Consider the following 25,047-nt stretch of genomic DNA (forward strand, 5'->3'; position numbering starts at 1 on the left):
TTTAGTAAAGCACTTCGAATTAAAAATATTTTTATGCTATTTTTTATGGCTTTTAGTGACTTAATTATTTGTTTCAAAGAAAGAAATTTAGGCTTTACTTTAAAGGTATAAATATAGAGCTCATCAGTTTTGGACATAAAAACACCTTTGCTTCATTGTTTTTGTGAATAAAAAATTCACAAGCAGGAGGCTTAGCGTGAATACACAACAACTCAATATCAATTCGATTGTAGATGAAGCCAAGTTTAGCCCATTTCATTGGGGCGTATTAATTTGGTGCTTACTGATTATTATTTTTGACGGTTATGATCTGGTCATTTATGGCGTCGCTTTACCACTTTTGATGCAAGAATGGTCGCTCAGTGCAGTACAAGCAGGGTTATTGGCCAGTACAGCACTCTTTGGCATGATGTTTGGCGCCATGTCATTTGGGACTTTGTCAGATAAATTAGGACGCAAAAAAACCATTATGATTTGCGTTGGACTATTTAGTGGCTTTACCTTTTTGGGTGCATTTGCCTCTAATCCCATTGAGTTTGGCCTACTGCGCTTTTTAGCTGGCCTTGGCATTGGTGGTGTAATGCCGAATGTGGTTGCACTCATGACTGAATATGCACCTAAACGTATCCGCAGTACCTTAGTTGCACTCATGTTTAGTGGTTATGCCATTGGTGGTATGGCTTCTGCATTACTCGGGGCTTGGCTGATTGCCGATTATGGCTGGAAAATCATGTTTTATATCGCATGTATTCCATTTTTAGCTTTACCCTTGATTTGGAAGTTTCTACCCGAATCGCTGATGTTTTTGACCCAAAAAGGCCAAACAACAGCAGTTGCAGAAATTGTGCAAAAAATTGCACCCGAACAAGCTGTCACAGCACAAACGCAGTTTGTATTAAATGAAAGCAATAGCAATGAAGCACCATTTAAAGCCTTATTCCAGCAAGGTCGCACCTTTAGTACCATCATGTTTTGGATTGCATTTTTCATGTGCTTACTCATGGTGTACGCACTTGGTAGTTGGTTGCCTAAACTCATGATTCAAGCAGGCTATTCACTTGGTGCAAGCATGCTGTTCTTATTTGCACTCAACATCGGTGGCATGGTAGGCGCAATTGGTGGCGGCACATTGGCAGATAAATTCCACTTAAAACCTGTATTAAGCATTATGTTTACCGTTGGTGCGATTGCGCTGGTGTTACTTGGTTTTAATAGTCCTCAATTTGTATTGTATTTGCTCATTGCGGTTGCAGGAGCAGCGACTATTGGCTCGCAAATCTTACTTTATACCTTTGTGGCACAGTTCTATCCAGCTGCAGTCCGTTCGACGGGTATGGGTTGGGCATCAGGTATTGGTCGTATTGGTGCAATTGTCGGGCCTGTACTGACTGGGGCATTACTCACCTTAGAATTACCACATCAAATGAATTTTCTTGCGATTGCAATACCAGGTGCAATTGCTGCAATTGCCATATTTTGTGTGAACTTAAAGGCATCTGTAGATGGTGTAACGAGTACGCATACTTCATCAGAAAAAGCCACGCCAATCAAAAGTACCGTACATTAATTTAAATACACACTGACATGACACATTAAGTTTATACATTGATTTGAAAGGTAAAAATCATGGGTTTAATGTGTCAATGAAATGGAAAATGGGGTTATACCCAAACTCAGGATGAATCAAAAAATGTTAAGTTTCAAATTAAACCGACTTGTCATAGCATGTGCGTGTAGTTTCCCAATAATGAGCTTTGCAGCCTCAACTACCGATGCCGAAATCCAACAGCTACGTGACGAAGTAAAAGCTTTAAAGCTATTAATGCAGCAATATGCGCAGCAACAACAGAGCAATCAACAAAGCTTGCAACAGATACAAGCCAGCACGACTAAAATAAATACTGAAAATACACCCGCATTAAAAGTGGAAGGAACGCGCCTCAAAACCAAAGCAGGTGCAGAATTGACCTTTTATGGCAATGTGCGAGCCGATGCGTCATACCAATCGGAAGGCGGTAGCGCAGCGCGTTTATACAATCAAATAAATACAGTGCCATTAACGGGTAATAATGAAAGTTCAGATCGCTTAAAAGCTTCGCTTGCTGCCACACGTTTAGGCTTAGACTTTAAAACGGCTACATCTGGCAAAGATATTAACGCTAAACTTGAGGTCGACTTTTTAGGTACCAATGATGCACTTCGTATTCGTCATGCCTATATGAATTATGGCAATTGGTTAATTGGTCAAACATGGTCAAACTTTGCCGTACCTGATTATATGCCTGAAACAATAGATGCTTTAGGGTATGTTGGTGGTGCAGTCAAACGAACTCCACAAGTCCGTTATAGCCACAAATTCAGTCCAATCACCAATGTTGTATTGGCGGCTGAAGATGCAAAGGATGAAAGTTCAAATATGCGTTTACCTGCTTTAACTGCACGCTTAAACCATCAACTGAATGAGCGCGTACAACTCAGTGCACGTGCAATGGGCACAGAGAAAAAAACGGATACCGATGCTGAAATGGCATGGGGTGTTGGTTTAGGTGCAAAATGGGATGTGACCGACAAAACGATGATTAAGGCAGACTATTACCATGTGAAGGGCGATAGTAGTTTTGTGTCTTGGAGTAACCAAGGTTTTGTTACGAATGCCAATAAAGACATCATTGCTAGGAATGAATTTGACTCGATCACTTTAGGTATTACACAGCAATTTAGTCCACAACTACGAGGCACACTCGGTTATGGTTATATGAAGGCTGATCAAAATGATGCGTATATCAATGCATTAACGGATAAAACCAAAGCCAATAAAGACTTATGGCAAGCTTGGGCCAATCTTTTTTATAGCCCAATTAAACCGATCAGTTTAGGACTAGAATATGTTTATGGTGAAAGAGAAGCCTTTGCTCCCGCACCAAATGGTAGTCAAACAGGCACAGACAATCGAGTAAATGCTGTCGCAATGTATAACTTCTAGTCGATTTAATCGCTTAGCTTAAGCCTATAGTTTTACAATAAAAAATCTAAATATATAAAAAGCCTGTATTGATGCAGGCTTTTTAGCTTTTAAGTCAAAATTTAGGAACGCAATTCACTATGTTGATGTATGGATAGACATAATTGTTGCATAGCATATTTCATCGTATCGTTCCATTCAAAGGAACAGTTCAGACGGATATAATTTTGTGTGCTTTTTTCTAGCCGAAACAAAACACTAGGTGCTATGCCAATATTTTGTTTTAAAAGATTTTCATAAATTTTAAAGCTGTCACAGTGTTGGGCTAGTTCAATCCAGAGGAAATAACCGCTGGCAAAAAAATGAATTTGGCAATCTACAGGTAAATGCTGCGCTAAATAATCATAAAATACTTGTTTGTACTGAGCTAAACGACTACGCAAATGACGTAAATGTTTTTCATAATGATGGTGTGACAAAAAGTCGACTAAGGCATTTTGCACCAAGGGACTCACTGAAACTGTACTCATAAGTTGCAAATGTTGAATCGCATCTGAAAATTGACGAGCATGAACCCAGCCTACACGTGTGCCCATACCGAGTGTTTTGGAAAAAGTAGAGCAATGTAATACACGTTGATGTCGATCAAAATAAGTCATGGGTAAAGGTTTATGTTTGCCGTAGCTTAATTCTGCATAGACATCATCTTCAATCAAATACACTTGATAGTGATGTAAAAGATCTGCAATTTTTTGCTTAATCGAATTTGGCACTGTATAGCCCACTGGGTTTTGCACATTCAACATGAGCCAGCAGACTTTAATCGGGTACTGTTTTAGCGCTTGTTCAAAGGCAACAAGATCAAAACCATGTTCGGCATCTGTAGGAATGGTGACCACTTCTAGACCTAAGCGTTCAGCTGCTTGCCATGCACCATAAAACACGGTGTCTTGTAATAAAATAAAATCCCCAGGCTGTGTGAGAGCCTCTAAGGCCAAATTAAGAGCGTTTAAAGCTCCTGATGTAATGACAATGTCATCTGTTTCGCATTGCACACCTTGTAAAATATAGCGATTTGCAATGATTTGACGTAATGCATGATTGCCTGGTGGCATATTGTCACTGTTTAAATAGCTATGCTTACGTTTTGCATGCTGTGCTAAAAGTTGCATAAATTTAGGGTTATACAAAAGCTCAGGGTTTGGAAAGGCTGAACCAAAAGGCAATATATCGCTGTGCTGTATACTTTTTAAATAACGAAAAACCGTAGAGTTAATCTGAATTTGTTTGCTGTGTTGCATCTGAGTAAGCGGTGGGTGTATGACAGATTTAGGCTGAGAAACATAGTATCCCGACTTATCTTTGGCATAAATTAAGCCTTTAGCTTCAAGTATTTGATAAGCATTTAAAACAGTAATAAGGCTATAACCCGAAAGTTGGGCTTGCTCACGTAAAGAAGGCAGTTTCTCGTGGGTTTTCCACTGACCATTTTCAATAAATTGCTCAATGCTATGGGCTAATTTTTCAGACTTAAACATGCTACAGCCTAAATATCTGTATCTATAATTTAACTAAAATAACTTATTTTTAATATATTTAAAGGGATTTAATGCCAATTAAACTTAACTGTTATATTTTTTTAATGTATTTCTGTATCTAGCCCAAGGGATTGTTGGCTTTCATAATGAGTTATCACTTCATTGAGTTTACAGGTGAGTCTATGAATCAAAAGCCCCAAGATAAAGCACCACAGTATGCGGATAGCAGTCTTTCAGACAAAGCTTTTAAAAATATGATTATTTGGTTTGCGATTTATGCAGGTTTATTTTGCCTTGGTGTTGCGATTGCAGTGAATGCAGACAAAATTAATATGGGCTAAACAAAACCATTAAGCCTGCATAATCATTTTTAACGTGCTCTCATTCTGCTAAAAAAGCTCAATAGTGTTGAGCTTTTTTTTAGTTGCCTATTTTTAGCTAAATTTTTTACTCAATGAGATTTTCAGACATTAAATTGGTGTAAAAGATCATTTTCAAACGCTCTATTCTAATTTAAAAATAGTTACGCAAATAAGCACTTGCACACTTTTGCAAAAAAGCTAGTCAAAATGAATAAACTAAGTTAAATATAAAACTGAGCAAAATGCATAGCGACGTATTTTGACTGACGAACTTATATAAAAATCACTGAAATATAAAACCCAATGATGGGCAAATGGAAATAACAACATAGCATAAGGAGCACAGCATGCTTGGAAATATGATGTTTCAGCCACTACTGATTAGTAGCATGATTGAACATGCTGGACGTTATCATGCGGACAGTTTAGTCATTTCAAAAAATACCGATTTAAGTATTACTGAAACGACGTGGGGACAAATACACGATAACTCCAAACGCTTTGCCCAAGTATTACAATCCTTTGGTTTTATTTTAGGTGATCGTGTCGCTACGATCGCATGGAATAACCATCGACATTTAGAATCGTGGTATGCCATTTCGGGGAGTGGGTTGGTCTGTCACACCATTAATCCACGACTTTTCCCAGAGCAATTGGTATTTATTATTAATGATGCAGCTGATAAAGCGCTTTTATTTGATAAAACATTTTTACCACTGATTAAAGCCGTTAAGCCCTTACTAAAAAGTGTAGAACATTATATTTGCTTAGATGCACCTGATGATGCTGTACGTGAAGCCATTCCAGATGTTTTATTTTATGATGAGTTAATTGCAGGTCATTCTGCACAATTTACATGGCCCGTGATTGATGAACTTAGCGCCAGCTCATTGTGCTACACATCAGGCACTACAGGTAATCCAAAAGGCGTACTGTATAGCCACCGCTCAACTGTATTACATAGCTACGCGATTAGCATGCCAGATTCCTTAAATATCTCTGCACGTGATGTCATGATGCCAGTTGTGCCAATGTTTCATGTCAATGCTTGGGGAACGCCTTATGCAGCCGCGATGGCAGGCTGTACCTTGGTACTGCCAGGGCCAGGCTTAGACGGTGCAAGCTTAGTGGGTTTAATTGATCGCTATAAAGTGAGTGTTGCCTTAGGCGTACCAACCATTTGGCAAGGTCTCATTAATGCAGCGCAACAATCAGGTAGCCAGCTTACAAGCTTAAGCCGTAATGTGGTGGGGGGATCGGCTTGCCCACCTGCGATGCTAAAAGCATTTAAAGATCAGTTTAACTGTGAAACCATCCATGCTTGGGGAATGACGGAAACCAGTCCTTTAGGTTCTGCCAACCAATTTAAAGCCAAGCATATGGGCTTATCTGACGAAGAAAAATTGCAGGTTCGTCTTTCTCAAGGTCGTCCACCATTTGGTGTCGATTTAAGAATTACCGATGAAGAAAATGGGACCCATGAAGTCAGCCGTGATGGTGAAACCACAGGCAATTTACAAATCAAAGGTCATTGGATTATCAAAAACTACTTTGCTAAAGAAAACAGTGTCTTAACTAGTGATGGTTGGTTTGATACGGGTGATATTGCAACCTTAAATGAAGATGGCTACCTTAAAATTAGTGACCGCTCTAAAGATTTAATTAAATCTGGTGGTGAATGGATTTCATCTGTTGATTTAGAAAATCTAGCCATGGGGCATCCTAAAATTGCGATGGCGGCTGTGATTGCGGCAGAGCATGAAAAATGGGATGAACGACCTATTTTAATTGCAATTAAAAAGCCGGATGTAGATTTAAATGAATCAGAGATTCTTGATTTTTATGCCGATAAGGTAGCAAAATGGCAAATTCCAGATAAAGTAATTTTTGTAGAGAGCATTCCACTAAGTGGTACTGGAAAAATGCTGAAAAAAGATTTGCGTGAGCAGTTTGGTAAAGTGCTACTAAGTACTTAAGTAGTGCCAAAATTACGCATTTAATCTAAGCCCACAATGCTATACCCCTTGGTATGGCATTGTGATTTATTAATATTTCACCATGAAAATTATTGAATTAGGCTTGGTGAAGTTTGCAGTTTTTTTAAAGTTTAAATTTTAAATTTTATTGTAAGATCTAAACCTACTGTTAAAAGCATAAAGAATTGATTTTCCAATTCAATGTATATTCAGATAACTAAAATTAAGAATAAAAATATGAATTACTTCAATACTATTTCGCAACTCATCATGATGTGCTGTTTTGTCTGTATCAGTACATCAAGTTTTGCTAAAACAAAAGCAAAAACCAAACAGGACCCCATTATTGTTCATGCCTATGACCTTCAAAAACAGTATTCGTTTAGCCCAAATTCTATGATAGAAGTACAATCTATCTCAGAAAAACCTATATTGATTCATAAAGTTGTCATCAATAAGGGGGCATGTCTGGTACTGCCTGACAACAAACCCGTTGAACTTTATACTTATGGCCAAATTTCAAAATACATGATGGGTGGGTGCTACACGCGAAATATTACTGAAATTGAAGTCTATGTAGATAACAGTGTTATTCGTTTCCCCAAATAATACATTTCGATAATGAGCTGGCGATAGAAACCTTAGGTTTAAGTTTTAAGTTATTCAAATGAAGCATGAATAATAACGATATTTTGAGCAATCAATAAAAAACTTCAATAGGTTAAATAGCCGTTGCAACTCGAAAATTGGTGTAAATAGGCGTAGATTAAAGACTCTCTTTAAACACTCCCGCCATTGGAATATTCATGTTCTCCAGCTGGATCCTTTTTACTTTAATGGCTGCATTTATGCAGTCTTGGCGTAACGCATTTCAAAAACAACTCAGCAGTACTGTAGATGTTTATGGCGTGACACTGGCACGTTTCTTATTTGGTTTTCCTTTTGCTGGCGCGTATATCTTTTGGTTGTACCAAGCCCATCCCATCACTGTACATGCGGAATTTACCTCTAAATTTTGGCTCTATATCTTTTTTGCAGGTTGCAGCCAAATTTTAGCCACCATTTTAATGGTCATGCTATTTAAGCAAAAAAATTATGCGATTGGTGTTGGTCTGGCTAAAAGCGAAGCTATATTAGCAGCACTGATTAGCGTGATATTTTTACAGGAATATCTGAGTTTTTTTGCATGGATTGGCGTACTCATAGGCGGTATTGCCGTATTTTTACTCAGTAAAGGTCAGGGGCTAAAAAGCTTATCTGTACCTACTTTGCTCATTGGTGTTGGCAGTGGTTTATGTTTTGCCATTACATCGTTGTTAGTCCGCGAAGCCAGTTTAGAACTGACAGCCTTACCATTTTTACATCGCGCTTCTTGGGTTTTGCTATGTGTGATCGGTTTTCAGTGTTTAATTATGTTGCTGTATTTGGTTTTGTTTAGTCGAAAAACGCTAGTGGCCATGTATGAGCGAATTGGACTGACATTTAAAGTTAGTGTGTGTAGCTTTTTGGCATCGCTAGGTTGGTTTACAGCCATGAGTATGCAGTCAGTGGCGATTGTTAAAACACTTGGGCAAATAGAAGTGCTATTTAGCTTACTTATTTCCGCCTTTTTCTTTAAAGAAAAGCTTGCTCGTACAGATCACTGGGGGCTTTTATTGGTCGTGATTGCTGCCATCATGGTGATATGGGCCTAAGTCTATTTATTTGGCTCCATATAGTTATGGTGGATAAGTCCTTAGTCAAAAGCTATTTGAGCTAAGAAAGGCCATACATTTTGAAATTAAAAGTGCTAAGTAAATAATCTTATTTTATGAAAGCAAAGAAAAAGCACATCTCGAAAGATGTGCTTTTTATATTTTGAAATTAAGGTGCTATGTACAAATTATTCAGCAACTTCAACAGTTAAACCATAAGTGAAATTTTCAGTATTTGGTTTTTTGGTGTTATCTGTATTTGCTTCAGGATGAGATGCTGAAATTAAATAAATACCTGCTTTATCAAATTTAATTTCAAATTCGCCTTTTTTATTGGTGAGCACATGAGGTAATTCACGTTTTGCATTAGGCTCGTAAGTGCTTGCACCTTTGTACACATCAACTTCTAAATCTGGTACAGCTTTGCCGTTATAGAGCACTTGTGCTTTTAGGGATTCACCTGAAAATAATTCATTTGGATGAGTAATAAGTTTAACTTCAAAGCCTTTGTTGGTCACGGCTGGAATTGCTGTTGGTTTACCTTTAGTCACAAAGCTTTCAGCAATAAATGTGTTCGTTGCTTCTAAAATTTGTGCATTTTCTGGCACTTGATCTGCGGCAATCATACGAGGTGGTTGAGCTGGTGTAGTTGCAGGTGCTTTTGCTTGTTCAGGCGCTTTTTCTGGCGCAGGGCGAGCAGGTGCATTTTGTGGATTACGCACTGGACGGACACGTAACCAACGACCATCAATCAATGCATATTTTGTGCTATTGCCAGTCGCGTCTTGTGTACGAATACGGTATGTACCTTCAGATGGTAAATCAAATTCCGCAATACTGAAGCGTTTTAAGCTTGTTGCTGGATTAATCGCAACTGTTTTGCCATCTGGATTGGTCACAACGTAAGTCGTTTTAAAATTCATAGATGGTGCAAAGAATTTTTCGATGGTAATTGCACTTTGAAAAGTTACATTCGATGATGTTGTATCAAATGTGTCAGGAAGTAAAAACGGGCTTGCTGTATGTGCGTTCGCAAGTACAGGTAAAGACGCAACTAAAGCGATTTTTAACCAATTATTCATCGAATTCTCCAGTTTAAAAATTATTTATCTTCAATGTGCGCTAATCTACTTGATAACCGTTATCAATATCAATAAGATGCTATAAAAATATTTTGGAGATTCAGCATGCCATTCGCTGAGAACAAAAAACTGCATAAAAAAGTGTTTAATCTAACCCCACTGGTTATGGCACTGGCCCTGATTTCTCCACTGCAGACCAACGCAACAGATCTGGTGCAAAGCCCCCAACTGAACCAGCCAGATGTATCACAAACACATCGTTTTCATCGTGACTATGTACTGGGCACATCACTTGATGTTGTTGTCACAGGAACGAATAAACAAGATGCAAAATTAGCTTTAGATGCCATTGAAGCAGAAATTGTACAGTTAGATAAAAAACTTTCTGTATGGCGTTCTGACAGCGAAATATCTGCATTAAATGCAAAAAAATCGGCGCAAGTTTCACCTGAATTATTTGAAGTGATTGCAGCTTGTGAAGCATGGCGTGCCAAAAGCTGTGGTGCATTTGATGCACGACTAGGTGAACTGATTGCAATGTGGGAAAAAGCCCAAGGCATTCATAAAGTTGACGAATCAACTCGCGTAGCCATTACTAGCGAATTAATGAAACCAGACAGCGTAACATTAGATGCAGCACAACAGACTGTTGCTATTCAACACGCTGTAAAATTTGCACCAGATGCCTATGCAAAAGGTTATATCATTGACCGTGCAATGCTGGCAGCACGTAGCAAAGTGCCCAATATTGAAGGTCTTTTGATTGATATTGGTGGTGACATGCGTGTGTGGGGTAATGCGCCACAAAAAGATGGTTGGAGCATTGGTGTACAAGATGCGTTTAATCATCATGATTTAGCCGTTCCATCAGAAGTTTTAAAACTACGTGATCATGCTGTTGCCTTCAGTGGTAAGGGCTATCGTGATGTCGCTGGTCAAAGCCATTTATTAGACCCAAATACTGGTTTAGCACTGCAACACGTTGAACAATGTGTGGTTGTTGGTACATGTGCTGCAGACGCTGATGCGTTGGCAACAGCATTGACTGCGATGTCACCTGAAGATGGTATGGCTTTGGTGGAAAGCCTTGTTGGCTATGAAGCTAAGCTCACCATGAGTAATGGTCAGTTTTATCAAAGTGCAGGCTGGAATCACTTGCTACAAACCGATACTCGCCCTGAAATGTTGACAGTTGCTGCAGGCGCATCAGCAAAATGGCCAGCAGGTTATCAAGCCTTAATTGACTTAACAATTCCAAAAATTAATGTTGAAAAATATCGTATGCCTTACGTATCTGTTTGGGTGACGGATGAAAATAAAAAATTAGTCCGTACCCTTGCAGTATGGGGCAAAGATGAGAAGTGGATTAATTCAAACTATGTTTGGTGGCGCCGTTATGGTCGTCAAATGACAAATTTGGATGCAGTTGCTAAACCTTCACGTCAACCAGGTAACTACAAACTGGCTTGGGATGGTAAAGATGACCACGGAAAAACTGTAGCTGCTGGTAGTTATATTGTTCATATTGAAACCTCACGTGAACATGGTGACCATGGTTATCAAACACTCGATTTGAATGTAAAATCTAAAGCATCTACACAATCTTTGCCTGCTCAAACCGAAATTGGCGCAGTCAAAATGAGTTTCCAAAAAGCGCATTAACGCGGATTGAGTTTAAGGTTTTAAACAGTGTACCAACAACGTGATTTTTACCGCCATGCACGCTATGTGCATGGCTGGCTTTCTGCATTTGCATTTATTGCACTTTTCTTTTTTGCTCTCACTGGCTTATTTTTAAATAATCCAGATTGGTTTAAACCCGCACCAGAAGAAGCACCAGTCAAATTACAGTTACCTAATACTGTAAGCCAACAATTGCTTGATCAAGAAAACCCAAGTACCGCACTATTGGACTATGTTCGTGCACACAGTACTGTCGTCGGACGTTATAAAAGTAGCGAAGTGATGGATGGTGAAGTGATGATCCGTCTCGAAAGTCCTGCTGGCGAAACGGATGTTTGGGCAATCTTAGACACTGGCGAAGTAGAAGTCACTTCAAAGCCTGCATCAACTGTATCTCTCATTAATGATTTACACCGCGGTAAAAATGCAGGCACAGCATGGCATTGGTTTATCGATGTTGCTTCGGTTGTTATTTTATTATTGTCCATTGCCGGCTTTATTTTATTTTTAAGTATTAAAACGCGTTTGCTCACACACTTGCTGTTAACTGCGAGTAGTTTGGCGTTGTTTATCTTATTAATATGGACTGCAATTTAAGGACAGTGTGATGACTTCTGCAGTAGCACTGCTTCTAACAATTTTGACTTGCTTGTTATTGTTATGTTTGGTCTATATTTGTGTGTTGATTTATAGCCGACTTACACAGCCGAAAGCCGATCAGATTCATGATCATACTTATTTAATCATCTATGCTAGCCAGTCTGGTCATGCTGAGAATTATGCAAAACATACTGCTGAACAGCTACAACAAGCGGGTGAACATTGTGTTTGTATTAATATTCAAGATTTAACAGCTGATCAACTGAAACAAGTACAGCAAACTTTATGGTTTGTCAGCACCTATGGCGAAGGTGATGCTCCTGATAGTGCTCAAAGCTTTCAGCATCAATTAAGCCAACTGACTTTAGATTTATCACATCAAACTTTTGCAATTCTGGCTTTTGGTGACCGTCGTTATCGTAATTTTTGTGCTTTTGGCCAACGCGTGCAAACGTGGTTGAATCAGCAACAAGCTCAGCCTGCTTTTGATTTAGTTTGTGTGGATCAATTGGCAAATGCAGATTTAACTGCATGGCATACACAGTTAAGTCAATTTACACAAACCGAGCTAAAACATACGGCAACGGGAAAAGTCTGGATTGATATACATCTTAAATCCCGATCTTTACTCAATGCAGGCAGTCAAGGCACTGGATTATATTTTTTAAGCTTCCAAGTCGCTCAGCAGGTTGAATGGCATGCAGGTGATATTATTGAAATTCAATGTGCAAATAGCAATCAAGCCTTAAAATCCTTTGTAAATGAACAGTCGCATTTAAATGCTACACATCTTGAAGCTTTACGATTTAAAAATCTTAAAAATGCTCCTAACTATGTTTTGCAAACGACAGAGCAAAGTACAAAACAAAGTATCGAGTCATGGATTAATCATCTTATAGATTTACCCATTCGCGAATACTCAATTGCCAGTATTCCAACACATGGGACATTAGATTTAATTGTCCGCCAAGAAATAGGAAATCAAGGTTTAGGTCTGGGATCAGGTTTATTAACGCAAGATTTACAAGTTGATGAAACGCTTAGAGCATCTATACGTCACAACCCAAGTTTCCATTTGAAGATGCAAGATACACCATGCATTTTTATTGGGAATGGTTCTGGCTTAGCAGGTTTAATGGCACATTTACAACAGCGTCAAGCGTGGGGTTATCAGCAAAATTGGTTGATTTTTGGTGAACGACAACAACAGTATGATGCAATTTGCAATGCAGAATTGAGTACTTTAGAAGATGCAGGTTATTTACCACAACTTGATCGGGTTTATTCTCGGGACGGGGAAGCGCAATCTTATGTACAAGATGTAATTATTGCAAAGTCGACACAACTCAAAAATTGGGTCGAGCAGGATGCAACGCTATATATTTGTGGCAGTTTACATGGGATGGCGCAAGGTGTAGAACAAGCATTAATTGAGGTACTAGGTGTAGAAGGTTTAGCACAGTTAAAACAACAGCAACGCTATAAACGTGATGTTTATTAACTAATGCCTAATTCAGGCGAGTAGTACTTAAGCAAATATAAGGCTTAAAAATAAAAAAATGGCTCATCAGAGCCATTTTTTTATGTGCTGAAGGATTAATTCGCACGAACCCAAGTTTGGCTACGCCCTAGCGCAGAAACACCAATATAACCACGGCCATTTAATGTTTGGCCATCATTTGAAAGTTTGGCATTAAAGCTATATGTTTTACCATTTTTAGGGTCAGTAATTTTACCGCCATCATAGCTATTCTTACCGGTATTTTTTAAATCAGAAACGATTTGAACCCCTTTCAAGGGTTTGTTGTGAAATTTCCCTACACATTTCGCACAACTTTCAGCCTCACCTGGGGTGAACACATCTACAATTTTAGCTGTAAGTGCGCCATTTGGTGCTTCGCGGAACTCTACAATAGAGAGTGGCTTTTTGGTTTGATCGTCAATAGTTTTCCATTTAGTACCATGGAGCGGATCGGCTGCCAAAGTCATTGCTGAAATTGCAGATAAACCAAGAAGAGTGGCTATTTTTTTTATCATCATTAAAACCTCATACATTCCTTGAAGATGGCTATTTGCCCAAGCCAGAGAATTTAAAGCCTTCAATCGAAGAGTGTAAATATATGCTAGGGCAACTAGTACAGTCCTAATTTTCTAAAATAAAGTGGGATTAAATATGAATATTACACATATATATGTGTAAGGCTTCTGCAAAATTTATACACATTGTAGCGGAATGTAGGCATTCATATTTTAAAATATTGAGCTTAAACATTAACTTATATTGTTTAGCTTGGAGTGGTATTTGAGTGAGTTAACAACTTGTTATCAAGAAATAATAATAGCTAAAACAGATAGTTCTACATTTATGACAAAAATGTTGCTGTATTGTTTATATTCAAAACATAACAATAAGGTATATATTGTTATTTTTTTCATAACTATAAATCGTATGCATAAAAAAGCATAAAACCCATTATTTTAAGGATATGAAAGACCTTTGGCCAATATAAATGGTATAGAAGAATAAAATATTACCGTTATTCGACGGTTAAATTAATGACAAATAGGTATTTATTTAATGAATGACTAAGTTCGCTTATTTTAAGCTATCCTATACAAATAAACGATAAAACCGCGATACTTTGACCCAGTTGTTAAAGTTGATTCAAAAGAGCTTTTTTAATGTCTAGTGTAGATCGAAACAAACGTCCTTTATATATTCCATACGCTGGAAATACTTTGCTTGAGTTACCTCTTCTTAATAAAGGTTCAGCTTTTTCAGAGCAAGAACGTGAAGCATTTAACTTACATGGCCTTATGCCACATGTAATTGAAAATATTGAAGAACAAAGCCAACGCTCATATCAACAATACAGTTCTTTTAGCGACCCAATCAATAAACACATTTATTTGCGTAACATTCAAGATACCAATGAAACGCTGTTTTATCATCTGATTGAAAATCATTTAACAGAAATGATGCCGATCATTTATACACCAACAGTAGGCGATGCCTGCCAACATTTCTCGGATATTTACCGCCGTCATCGCGGGGTTTTTATTTCATATCCAGACAGTGAACATGTTGATCAAATTTTGCATAACGTAAATCGAAAAAATGTAAAAGTCATTGTAATTACAGATGGTGAACGCATTTTAGGCTTAGGCGATCAAGGCATTGGTGGGATGGGTATTCCTATTGGAAAGTTGTCTTTATATACAGCTTGTGGTGGCATCAGTCCAGCCTATACTTTGCCGATCACACTCGATGTGGGCACCAATAATGAACAATTGCTGAATGATCCATTGTATATGGGCCTACGTCATCCGCGCATTAGTGGTGATGAATATTACGAATTTGTAGATAAGGTCATTCATGCGATTCAACAGCGTTGGCCTGAAGCATTAATTCAGTTTGAAGACTTTGCACAAAAAAATGCGATGCCTTTATTGGAAAAATATCGAAATAAAATCTGTTGTTTTAATGATGATATTCAAGGCACTGCAGCAGTATCTGTCGGAAGCTTAATTGCAGCATCACATGCATCAAATAAAAAATTGAAAGATCAAACCATCGCATTTTTAGGTGCAGGTTCGGCAGGTTGTGGTATTGCAGAACAAATTGTTGCACAAATGCGTGCAGAGGGCTTGAGTGATGCTGAAGCTCGCCAGCGCGTATTTATGGTAGACCGTTTTGGTCTTATTACAGAAAATCAGCCAAATTTATTGAATTTCCAGCGTAAATTGGCGCAGCAACCTGAACACATTGCTCATTGGGCGCAAGCTGACGATGTGATTTCTTTGCTCGATGTTGTGCGACATGCAAAACCTACTGTGCTCATTGGGGTGTCTGGGCAAGCTGGCTTATTTACTAAAGAAATTATTGAAACAATGGCAGCCAATTGTGAAAATCCAATTGTATTTCCGCTTTCAAACCCAACTTCTCAGGTAGAAGCAGTTCCATCCGATGTGATTCAATGGTCTGAAGGGCGCGCACTGATTGCTACAGGCAGTCCATTTGCACCAGTGAATTATCATGATCAAATATTTAATATTTCTCAGTGTAATAACTCCTATATTTTCCCTGGTATTGGTCTTGGCGTGATTGCCTCACGTGCTAAGCGGGTTACAGATAATATGCTCATGGCAACCAGTAATGCTTTGGCTGAATGCTCACCAAAGTTACAAGACCCAACAGCAGACTTACTGCCAAGCTTAGATCAGTTGCAAGAAATTTCTAAAATAATCGCGTTGCGTGTTGCACTTGCCGCTATGGATGATGGTGTTGCGCCACGGGTTAGTGAAGAAACGATTCGTGAAAAAATTGAAGCAAATTTTTGGACACCAGAATATCGAGAATACAAACGCGTGACTTATTAAGTAAAATTTTGAATTGTGATGCATATCTTGCTATGCACAATCATAAAAAACAGCCATGAAATCATGGCTGTTTTTTTATGTCTTAAATTTTAAATGCTTTAGATTTAAAGTTGAGTTTTCGTTTTAGATCTGCCCAATTTGTTGAAATCCAGCAGACAAATGACCCAGCTGTAACCAATATGGCGCCATGCCAAAATTCATTGGACAGCACAGTATCTAAAATCAGCATAGACAGCAAGGAAGAAAACAGCGGACTAAAATAGGAAAGGGTTACCAATAAAGTGATATTGCCTTTAATAATGCCGATATTCCACGCGGCATAGCCCAATGCCGTGACAATTGAAACCAGTAGCATGCAAATACCCGTAGATAAATGAATCTCTGGAATCCCTTGAAAATCATGAAATAAGAACATTTTTAGCCATAGCACAATAGAAATAGCCAAGAAAAATAACGCAATTGGATTGTGGCCTTGGCTGTATTTTTTGGTAATAACACAATAAATAGACCATAAGCTGGCGCCGATAAACGCTAAAATATAACTCGCAGGATTAGTCTGCACGTTTTGAATAACCGCAACCCATGAAAAATCACCCGCACCCGCCTGCATAACGACAATACCGCCGAGACTAATTGCCAAGCCAAGCATTACAAAAATATTGAATTTCAATTCTTTAAAGGCAATTAATGCGGCAATGGTTAAACTTTGCCACAAATAATTGACCAGACTGACTTCTATGGCTTGTTGCGCTGTTTGCGCTAAGGCAATCGCATAAGAAAAACACAGCTCATAGATCAGAAAGAGCAACGTTGCAGAAATTAAATAACCACGTGGAATGTCTTTCAGTTTTGGAATACGAAATAGCAAAAGCAAAATGACAGTACTGAACGTGTACATAAACGTGACGGCAAGGTCTGGGCCAATACTGAAACTAACTGTTTTTAACAGACCGACAATCGAAGACCATTGCAAAATGGCACTAAAACCGATGAGGGTAGCTAGATTTTTAGACATTGCTTGCTCAAGGCTGCGCTATGCGCAAAAAATATGAAATTTAATCAAACAGTATACGCTGAATTGCAGAGGGCTGGGCTAATAAGCGCTTAGAAGATGTGGATTAACTTAAGGACAGACATATTGAAAAAAATAATCACTAAAAAAAACTGCAACATATAAATAAAATGCTACAGTTTTTAAATGAAAGTTGATTATCTTTGCTTAGAGCAAAGCTACTGTCCAGCGGATTAAAAATGGCCCTGCCAGCACCATAAATACCCCAGCGAGCACCATGGTTAAACAAGCTGCTACACCTTCTTCAGCATGACGGGAAAAGGCGTGACTGGTGCCAAAGCCATGCGCAGAATTTCCTAAAGATGCGCCTTGCGCAAAGTGTGATTTCAGTTTTAGCGCTGCCAAAATCATATCACCCAGCATCACACCAGCAGTGCCGGTAATCATGGTGAATACGATTACCAATTCGACTGAGCCACCGATATTTGAGGTCAGCTCCATCGCGAATGGCGTTGAAATTGAGCGCGCCATTAAACTATAAGATGTGGCAGCATCAAACTGGAATAATTTGGCCAAATAAAAAGAACTCACAATGCCCGCCAGCATACCCACAATAATGCCTAAACAAATTGCAAAGGCATGCTTTTGAATTAGCTTTCGGTATTCATAAATGGGCAGTGCAAAGGCCACCGTTGCAGGGCCGAGCATCCAGATCAACCATTTCGCATCCAGCATATAGGTTTCATAACTCACGCCACTCATCACCAATACAATGATAATAATCGTAGGGACAAAAATGCCAGGTGCAAAAATAATCAGTGGGTATTTTTTATAAAACTTTTTACCCAATAAGTAGCCTGCAATGGTGGCAAAAAGGCAAACAATTGAAACAGTATTCATGTGATCAACCTTATTTTCCTTGCTGTGGCTGTGTTTTTAAAGCACTGCGTTTGTTCGTCCAAGCAGCTTCCATCTTAAAGCCCCATGCAACAGTGAGCGCAGTAATGGTCATCACAATGATGGTACCAATGACAACACTCAAAACGAGTTGCCAGCCTTGACTAATAAATAAGTCTTTATATTTCATAATGCCGACAACGCAAGGAATAAATAGCAGCACCAGTTCGCCCAAAATAAAGCTGGAACCTGCTTTAATCCAATCTAGCCTCATTACACCTGACAGCAAGGCAACTAAAACCAGCAGTAATCCAATCACGCCGCCAGAGATGGGCAAATTCAGCCACTGCTGAATACATGCGCCAAGCCACCAAATCGCAGTCAGCAGTCCTAACTGCAGTGCAATAATAGAAGCATGCTGAATTTTAGCTAAATTAAACATAGAGATCAGACTGTACTAAACAACTGAGGACTATTTTAAAATTGACCAGATAGGCAAATTATGAATAATTGAAAAATAATTATGCATATTTTGAATAATTAATTATGGACATGAAAAGCCTGAATGTTTTTGTGAATATTGTGCAGTTGCAAAGTTTCTCAAAAGCAGCCGATGAATCTTTTGTCAGTCAGCCGACGGTCAGTAAAATCATTGATGCCTTAGAAGAAGAAATCGGCGGATCTTTATTTCACAAGGGGCAGGCTGGGCGTAAACGTGATGTCGCTTTAACGGCCATTGGTGAACAAATCTATAAACATGCGTTGTCGATGCTAGAGCAACAGCGACAAATGTATGCATCTGTCGCCAACATCCAGCAACTCAAACAAGGTTCATTAAGCATCGGTTTACCACCGATAGGCTCATCTATGTTTAGTAGATTAATTGCAAAATTTCATAAGCTGTATCCCAATATCGAACTGAGTTTTTTTGAAGTCGGCGCAACCAGTATTGAAACGGCTATTTTGGCTAGAAAAGTAGATGTTGGGATTATTTTAGGCCATCTCAAACCTGCATTAAGCGGTATTCCAATTGTAGATTCCCCGATGTGTCTGCTCTCGCGTAAGCAGTCCGGCTGGGGCAAACGGAAAACCGTGTCATTAATTGAACTGAAAGAAGAATCTTTTTTACTATTTAATGATACGTTTAGGCTGAATCAAATTATTTTAAAAGCAGCCAATGATGTGGGCTTTGAACCCAAAGTCGTGTGTAAAAGCAGTCAATGGGACTTTATCAGCAAACTGGTGGATTCCGATGTCGGAATTGCATTACTGCCAGAAAAGTATTGCGAACAGCTCAGTGCTGAAAAGTTTAATTATAGTATTTTACAAGAGCCACATATTAACTGGACTTTAAGCATGGCGTGGAACAGAACTGTTCCGATGACCCCAGCTGTGCGGGCATGGCTGGAAATAGTCGAAGAAAATTTAGAACAAATTAGTTTTTTCTAAAGGCTGAATACAGTTTTATAGCACTACCTTTGATGCTGAAATGCATTAGTGATGCAGATGCTTTGATTTATTTTGAGGCATGAAATTTTCTGATGCATAGAAAGCACTTATTTCGAGCTTGCTGATTAAGAAGATGCATTCATATCACGCAAATTGAATTCTTGGCGCACTAATTGCTAGCACTCAGTTAAATATTTTTTACTATTTGATATAGATAATTAGGAAATACCAGTGTCAGTACCTTATTTGCGCGGACAAGCGCTCATTGATGAAATTCAGCAGCAGGACTATTCCAGAGACTTAATTGGCTATCATGGAACCCCCCCCCTTGCACAGTGGCCAGATCAAGCCCGCATTGCTGTGCAGTTTGTTTTAAATTATGAAGAAGGTGGCGAAAATCACGTCGAACATGGAGATGCTGGTTCAGAACAGTTTTTATCTGAAATTGTTGGTGCAGCAAGCTTTCCAGCCAAGCACATGTCGATGGATTCAATGTATGAGTATGGTTCAAGAGTTGGATTTTGGCGTATTCACGAAGAATTTCAAAAGCGTCAGCTACCCATGACCATCTTTGGCGTTGGCATGGCGCTGGCGCGTAATCCGCATGTGGTACAAGCGATTAAGGAAGCCAATTATGATGTGGTGTCGCATGGGCAGCGCTGGCTACACTATCAAAACCTGCCGATTGAGATTGAGCGTCAGCACATGGATCAGGCGATAAGTGTGTTAGAAGCACTGTTTGGTCAAGCACCGATTGGCTGGTACACCGGACGTGACAGCCCAAATACCCGTCAGCTACTGGCTGAGTTTCCGCAAATTCAATATGATTGCGACCACTATGGCGATGACCTGCCATTTTGGAGCACCTTAACGAACAGTGCAGGGCAAAGCCGTCCGCATTTGATCATACCGTATACATTAGAATGCAATGATATGAAGTTCAGCTCAGCGGGCGGTTTCAATACGGGTGAGCATTTCTATCAATATTTAAAAGACAGTTTTGATGTGTTGTATGCCGAAGGTGAAACTGCTCCAAAAATGATGTCGATTGGCATGCATTGCCGTCTTTTAGGGCGGCCTGGGCGCTTTAAGGCACTGCAACGGTTCTTAGATTATGTACAGTCTCACGAAAAAGTGTGGATTTGCAAACGTGGGGATATTGCTTTGCATTGGCAGAAAACGCATCGCCAAAATTAATCATAAGTATTTAAAAAAATAGGAGTTTAGCTCCTATTTTTTTTGCTTTAAAAAAGCAAAATTTCATTTTTTAACTGATTTGGCATTGATATTGCAAAATAAAAATTTGAACAAATATTCAATTTTTAGGCGATTTAACAGTGCAACTTGCTGAATTTAATCAAGCATCTGAATCGGATGCAAAATCTTTTTTAAAGCACTGTGTGCAAATTAAAAGCTGGGTCAGTGAACTAACAGCGCAGCGACCTTATGCATCTGTTGAAGACCTGTTGATACAGGCAAAACAACAGACAAAAACTTGGCAGTGGTCTGAAATTAAGAGCGCTTTAGACAATCATCCGCGTATAGGTGAAAAACAGGCACAGGCCACTTTAAGCGATCAAGAACAGGATTTTTCTAAGCGTGAGCAGGCCAGCATTTGCAACGATGCAGAAATGCAGCAAGCGCTTTTGGCCGGCAATATCGCTTATGAAAAAAAGTACGGCTACATTTTTTTAATTAAAGCTACTGGCCTGAACAGTGAAGATGTGCTGCACGCACTGCGTTACCGGCTAATGAATGATCCAGATACAGAGAAGCGCATTGTGCATCAGCAGCTGACTGAAATTGCCTTATTAAGATTAACGCAGGAGCTCAATGCATGATCAGTTCCCACATTTTAGATACAACGTTGGGCAAACCGGCAGCCAATGTAAAAATTGAACTTTTTAATGGCGCTGGGCAGCTCTTAGGCGCTGCATTCACCAATGCAGATGGACGGGTTACAGACTTCGGACTAAACGAATTTAGCGCCGGCACTTACAGCTTAGAGTTTTCTACAGCAACCTATTTTCAAGCTTTAGGACTGCAGACCTTTTTTCCAAAAGTGGTCATTCATTTTGATGTACAAGATGCCTCACAGCATTTTCATATTCCTTTGCTGATCAGCCCATTTGCGTATTCAACTTACCGTGGCAGTTAAGCGCTTCAATTGAAAATAAATGTTGAAAAATATAGGGGAATATAACAATGACAGAACACGAAAAAAGCATTTCACCAGAACATGAATATTTAGGTGCAGGCAAAAGCCTGGCATACGGTTTACAGCATGTGCTGACCATGTATGGAGGTATTATTGCGCCACCATTGATTATTGGTACTGCAGCGGGCTTAGAAGCGGCACAAATCGGCTTATTGATTGCAGCTGCGCTGTTTGTCGGTGGCTTGGCGACCATACTGCAAACCATAGGCGTGAAATACATTGGCGCACAGCTTCCTTTGGTACAAGGCGTATCATTTGCGGGCGTTGCCACCATGATTGCGATTGTGACAACGGGTGGTGGACTTTCTGCAGTTTATGGCGCAGTGATTGTCGCTTCACTTATCGGTTTCTTTTTAGCGCCGTATTTTTCAAAAATTATCCGTTTTTTCCCGCCTATTGTGACTGGTTGTGTGATTACCGTCATTGGCCTGTCTTTATTACCCGTTGCCGTACGTTGGATGATGGGCGGCAACAACAAAGCGCCTGAATGGGGAAGTGCAGAAAACATTAGCTTAGCGTTTTTAACTTTAGCGATCGTAATTGCGCTGAATTTAACGTGTAATGCGACTATTCGTCGCTTATCTATTTTACTGGCGATTATCTTAGGGACAGTTTTAGCTTATGCCTTTGGTTTTGGTGACTTTTCTAAAGTTGCAAGCGGCAGTTGGATTCAGTTCCCAAGTTTCTTTGCTTTCGGCATGCCAACCTTTGAACTCAGTGCGATTATTGCCATGCTGATTGTCACTTTGGTGATTATGACGGAAACCACTGCAGACATTATTGCTGTTGGGGAAATTGTAGATACAAAAGTGGATGCAGAGCGTATTACCAATGGTTTACGTGCAGATATGTTGTCGAGTGCTGCCGCACCAATCTTTGGGTCATTTATGCAAAGCGCATTTGCACAAAATGTCGGCTTGGTAGCTATTACTGGAGTAAAAAGCCGTTTCGTTGTAGCAGCAGGAGGCCTAATTCTTGTTGTACTTGGGATATTACCTATTATGGGGCGCCTTATTGCAGCTATTCCTGTGCCTGTATTAGGCGGTGCAGGCCTAGTGCTGTTTGGCACAGTAGCGGCCAGCGGTATTCGTACCTTAGCTAAAATTGACTACAATGAACAAAAGAATTTGATTATTGTCGCGACCGCAATTGCAGCAGGGATGATTCCAATTATTGATCATTCCTTCTATGCAAATTTTCCAAAATGGGTGCAAACCTTATTTCATTCAGGGATCAGCTCTACTTGCGTAATGGCAATTTTACTGAACATTGTGTTTAACCACCTCAGTCTTTTTAAACCCAAAGCGACTGTGAATGTGTCTAAAACATTGGTGAAAACACCATATTAAAGTAGTCATACGCTAGATTCATAACGAACACTTTAATACAGCCCACATTTTGTGGGCTTTTTATGAGTTCTAAAATTGGGTAGGCACTTTAGAATATGTAACGTTGATGCCGTAGAACGACAGATATTTTAAAAACTGATAATTGAGATAAAAAAACAAGCACTAAAGTGCTTGTTTTAGATGACGAATAAATTTAAAAAACCTTGCTCTTGCTACTAAGTAGTACAGAGCTGAATTGGAGTAGCAAATTGAATCACATCACAATTCTGCCCTGTACCAATACGGTCAATCACCACAAACTGACTGGGTGCTTCAAGCGTCAGAAGAGGATGATGCCATGTACCTGCATGATAATTGACCCCTTGCTCACCATTACTGATAAACGCACGCAACTGACTTAGATCTGGTTGGTTGGCATCTAAAGCAGGGGCCACAACAATTAAAAAAATCTGTCCATGCATAGGAATAAAAGCCTGAGACCCTAAGGGATGGCGCTCTAACATGCAGATTGTACAAGGTAATACCGTAGATTTGATATTACGAAAAATACTAATGCCCGATTGAGCTTGGTCTGTTTGGGTCACAGCAATCGCATGATAGCGCTCTGTATGTGCATTATTGATATGGAAGAAATCTTGCTCTGCACATTGGATGACTTCACCAAAAGCGGCAAAGTTGGCCTTTGTGAGTGGTTCGATGTGAATTGTTTGAAGATCAAAAGTCATGTTCATCACTTTTTATCCCGCAATTTTGCCCCAAAGACGTATACGACTAATGCCGCCATCTGGAATCATATTCACACGGATATGGGAGATTTTTTCATGCTCTAAAATTTCTGAAAGGAAAGTGTGGATATGATCCATCTGCATGTCTTGCGCTTCCAGCAGGAAAGGCCAGAACATACTTTGCGGAATCAACTGCGGATCTGTTGCATCTTCGATATACACTGCTTGAATTGAAACTTGCGCAGGATAATTTCCTTTAAAATGTGCAGTATCAATGTCAATTTTTTCAATAGAACCACTTTGGCCTAAAGCCAATATGCACCAGTCAAACCCTGGTGCACGGCGGCGTTTTGTTTCCCAACCATCACCCATATTAATGCCACGACCAGGATTGATTAAGTTACGTGGGTGACCAAAATGCGCATCGCTATATGCGATGACGCGACCGCCATTTTCAAGCGCCAGCAAATCTATCGTTTGTTCTACATCTTGTAGCTGCACTTCAACTGTGCCATAGGCTTTAAAACGTGCCACGCCACCATCTGGAAATATATTTAAACGTACATGGCTAAATAGCTGCTGTGACTTAGCAGCGAATACATGATGCTGACTCGGCCCTAAAACAGAGTTATCTAAAAGGCTCCCCCATTCTGCCTGACTCAGGTCGCCATCTGGTGCATAGCAGGCTTCGACCGAAGCTGAAGCTGGATAATTACCGGTAAAAAAGGTTGTGTCGATATCAAAGGCTTGAATACGACCGGCAACGCCTAATTGCACAATCGCCCAATCATAACCACTGTGGCGTTTACGGCGTGTTTCCCAACCATCCATCCATTTGCCATTGTCGTCAAATTTATCTTCTACAAATATGGGTGCTTCAAATTGAAGCATACGCTTAGCTTCTGCAAAAAAATCATCGGAACATTCCACAATTTTTGCACCAATACGGGCATCTGCTAAGTTCGTTAGTGTTTGTAATTGTGCAGGAATATCAAAAATAGGGGCGAATAATGTTGCCATTTATAAAAATCCATTCAGGTTTGATCGTTTTAAACATCACACTTGCATCATCTTGATGAATTTTGAACATTCGATAAAAACAAGCCTTACAAGGTGTTTA

General features: G+C 39.5%; 23 protein-coding genes. 15 read left to right on the forward strand and 8 right to left on the reverse strand.

What is annotated here, in order from left to right; genetic code table 11:
• The first annotated feature begins 196 nt into the window (after positions 1-196).
• Together HYG93_RS08010 and HYG93_RS08015 are read left to right on the forward strand one after the other, a co-directional pair.
• Positions 197-1,567, forward strand: coding sequence for an MFS transporter (locus tag HYG93_RS08010; protein WP_120365575.1), 1,371 nt, complete (start codon positions 197-199; stop codon positions 1,565-1,567).
• 123 nt (positions 1,568-1,690) lie between these two features.
• Positions 1,691-2,983 (forward strand): DcaP family trimeric outer membrane transporter, encoded by a 1,293-nt coding sequence (locus tag HYG93_RS08015; RefSeq protein WP_171406600.1) that lies wholly within the window; start codon positions 1,691-1,693, stop codon positions 2,981-2,983.
• Between the two features lie 101 nt (positions 2,984-3,084).
• Here HYG93_RS08015 and HYG93_RS08020 read toward each other — a convergent pair whose 3' ends face one another.
• Positions 3,085-4,500, reverse strand: coding sequence for a PLP-dependent aminotransferase family protein (locus tag HYG93_RS08020; RefSeq protein ID WP_120365573.1), 1,416 nt, complete (start codon positions 4,498-4,500; stop codon positions 3,085-3,087).
• Between the two features lie 182 nt (positions 4,501-4,682).
• On the opposite strand from HYG93_RS08020, the gene HYG93_RS08025 reads away from it, so the two are divergent.
• The 4 genes from HYG93_RS08025 to HYG93_RS08040 all read left to right on the forward strand — a co-directional run bounded on the left by HYG93_RS08025 (position 4,683) and on the right by HYG93_RS08040 (position 8,532).
• On the forward strand, positions 4,683-4,841 hold the full coding sequence (locus HYG93_RS08025) for a hypothetical protein (protein WP_165382470.1): 159 nt from the start codon (positions 4,683-4,685) through the stop codon (positions 4,839-4,841).
• Positions 4,842-5,209: 368 nt separating this feature from the next.
• On the forward strand, positions 5,210-6,838 hold the full coding sequence (locus tag HYG93_RS08030; RefSeq protein WP_120365572.1) for a long-chain-fatty-acid--CoA ligase: 1,629 nt from the start codon (positions 5,210-5,212) through the stop codon (positions 6,836-6,838).
• Positions 6,839-7,075: 237 nt separating this feature from the next.
• Positions 7,076-7,447 carry a hypothetical protein gene (locus tag HYG93_RS08035; RefSeq protein ID WP_137287928.1) on the forward strand — a complete coding sequence of 124 codons (372 nt, stop codon included), beginning with the start codon at positions 7,076-7,078 and terminating at the stop codon, positions 7,445-7,447.
• 197 nt (positions 7,448-7,644) lie between these two features.
• Positions 7,645-8,532, forward strand: coding sequence for a DMT family transporter (locus HYG93_RS08040; protein ID WP_106984366.1), 888 nt, complete (start codon positions 7,645-7,647; stop codon positions 8,530-8,532).
• A 188-nt stretch (positions 8,533-8,720) separates the two neighbouring features.
• Here HYG93_RS08040 and HYG93_RS08045 read toward each other — a convergent pair whose 3' ends face one another.
• Positions 8,721-9,614: a DUF4198 domain-containing protein gene (locus HYG93_RS08045; protein WP_120363725.1), complete on the reverse strand. Its 894-nt coding sequence runs from the start codon at positions 9,612-9,614 to the stop codon at positions 8,721-8,723.
• Between the two features lie 105 nt (positions 9,615-9,719).
• Here HYG93_RS08045 and HYG93_RS08050 point away from each other — a divergent pair, with 105 nt between their 5' ends.
• The 3 genes from HYG93_RS08050 to HYG93_RS08060 are packed head-to-tail and all read left to right on the forward strand — an operon-like array spanning position 9,720 to position 13,398.
• Positions 9,720-11,276, forward strand: coding sequence for a DUF2271 domain-containing protein (locus HYG93_RS08050; protein WP_120365571.1), 1,557 nt, complete (start codon positions 9,720-9,722; stop codon positions 11,274-11,276).
• A 27-nt stretch (positions 11,277-11,303) separates the two neighbouring features.
• The gene (locus HYG93_RS08055) at positions 11,304-11,894 is read left to right on the forward strand and encodes a PepSY-associated TM helix domain-containing protein (protein WP_120363727.1); all 591 of its coding nucleotides are present in this window, start codon (positions 11,304-11,306) and stop codon (positions 11,892-11,894) included.
• Positions 11,895-11,904: 10 nt separating this feature from the next.
• Complete coding sequence (locus HYG93_RS08060) at positions 11,905-13,398, forward strand: NADPH cytochrome P450 oxidoreductase family protein (RefSeq protein ID WP_120365570.1); 1,494 nt, start codon at positions 11,905-11,907, stop codon at positions 13,396-13,398.
• A 95-nt stretch (positions 13,399-13,493) separates the two neighbouring features.
• On the opposite strand, the gene HYG93_RS08065 is transcribed toward HYG93_RS08060, so the two are convergent.
• On the reverse strand, positions 13,494-13,931 hold the full coding sequence (locus HYG93_RS08065) for a DUF2147 domain-containing protein (protein WP_106984432.1): 438 nt from the start codon (positions 13,929-13,931) through the stop codon (positions 13,494-13,496).
• Positions 13,932-14,579: 648 nt separating this feature from the next.
• On the opposite strand from HYG93_RS08065, the gene HYG93_RS08070 reads away from it, so the two are divergent.
• The gene (locus tag HYG93_RS08070) at positions 14,580-16,277 is read left to right on the forward strand and encodes an NAD-dependent malic enzyme (RefSeq protein WP_120365569.1); all 1,698 of its coding nucleotides are present in this window, start codon (positions 14,580-14,582) and stop codon (positions 16,275-16,277) included.
• 82 nt (positions 16,278-16,359) lie between these two features.
• Here the strand turns inward: HYG93_RS08070 and yddG are convergent, their stop codons facing one another.
• From yddG to HYG93_RS08085, 3 genes are all read right to left on the reverse strand, one after another.
• Positions 16,360-17,292, reverse strand: coding sequence for an aromatic amino acid DMT transporter YddG (gene yddG / locus HYG93_RS08075; protein WP_178962282.1), 933 nt, complete (start codon positions 17,290-17,292; stop codon positions 16,360-16,362).
• Between the two features lie 204 nt (positions 17,293-17,496).
• Positions 17,497-18,189, reverse strand: coding sequence for an LrgB family protein (locus HYG93_RS08080; RefSeq protein WP_120365567.1), 693 nt, complete (start codon positions 18,187-18,189; stop codon positions 17,497-17,499).
• A 10-nt stretch (positions 18,190-18,199) separates the two neighbouring features.
• Positions 18,200-18,628 carry a CidA/LrgA family protein gene (locus HYG93_RS08085; protein ID WP_120363731.1) on the reverse strand — a complete coding sequence of 143 codons (429 nt, stop codon included), beginning with the start codon at positions 18,626-18,628 and terminating at the stop codon, positions 18,200-18,202.
• Between the two features lie 104 nt (positions 18,629-18,732).
• On the opposite strand from HYG93_RS08085, the gene HYG93_RS08090 reads away from it, so the two are divergent.
• From HYG93_RS08090 to HYG93_RS08110, 5 genes are all read left to right on the forward strand, one after another.
• Positions 18,733-19,635, forward strand: coding sequence for a LysR family transcriptional regulator (locus tag HYG93_RS08090; RefSeq protein WP_120365566.1), 903 nt, complete (start codon positions 18,733-18,735; stop codon positions 19,633-19,635).
• A gap of 231 nt (positions 19,636-19,866) precedes the next feature.
• A complete protein-coding gene (gene puuE / locus HYG93_RS08095; protein WP_120365565.1) occupies positions 19,867-20,832 on the forward strand; it encodes an allantoinase PuuE in 966 nt (321 codons plus the stop codon).
• 140 nt (positions 20,833-20,972) lie between these two features.
• Positions 20,973-21,476 (forward strand): 2-oxo-4-hydroxy-4-carboxy-5-ureidoimidazoline decarboxylase, encoded by a 504-nt coding sequence (gene uraD, locus HYG93_RS08100; RefSeq protein ID WP_120365564.1) that lies wholly within the window; start codon positions 20,973-20,975, stop codon positions 21,474-21,476.
• The gene (gene uraH, locus HYG93_RS08105; RefSeq protein ID WP_120365563.1) at positions 21,473-21,793 is read left to right on the forward strand and encodes a hydroxyisourate hydrolase; all 321 of its coding nucleotides are present in this window, start codon (positions 21,473-21,475) and stop codon (positions 21,791-21,793) included. Before uraD ends, uraH begins: the two co-directional genes overlap by 4 nt.
• 47 nt (positions 21,794-21,840) lie before the next feature.
• Complete coding sequence (locus HYG93_RS08110) at positions 21,841-23,202, forward strand: nucleobase:cation symporter-2 family protein (RefSeq protein ID WP_120365562.1); 1,362 nt, start codon at positions 21,841-21,843, stop codon at positions 23,200-23,202.
• 215 nt (positions 23,203-23,417) lie between these two features.
• Here the strand turns inward: HYG93_RS08110 and HYG93_RS08115 are convergent, their stop codons facing one another.
• Positions 23,418-23,927 (reverse strand): ureidoglycolate lyase, encoded by a 510-nt coding sequence (locus tag HYG93_RS08115; protein WP_120365561.1) that lies wholly within the window; start codon positions 23,925-23,927, stop codon positions 23,418-23,420.
• A gap of 12 nt (positions 23,928-23,939) precedes the next feature.
• On the reverse strand, positions 23,940-24,947 hold the full coding sequence (gene alc, locus HYG93_RS08120) for an allantoicase (RefSeq protein WP_120365560.1): 1,008 nt from the start codon (positions 24,945-24,947) through the stop codon (positions 23,940-23,942).
• Between the last annotated feature and the right edge of the window lie 100 nt (positions 24,948-25,047).

The sequence above is a fragment of the Acinetobacter sp. SwsAc6 genome, assembly GCF_013391565.1.
Taxonomy (GTDB): domain Bacteria; phylum Pseudomonadota; class Gammaproteobacteria; order Pseudomonadales; family Moraxellaceae; genus Acinetobacter; species Acinetobacter cumulans.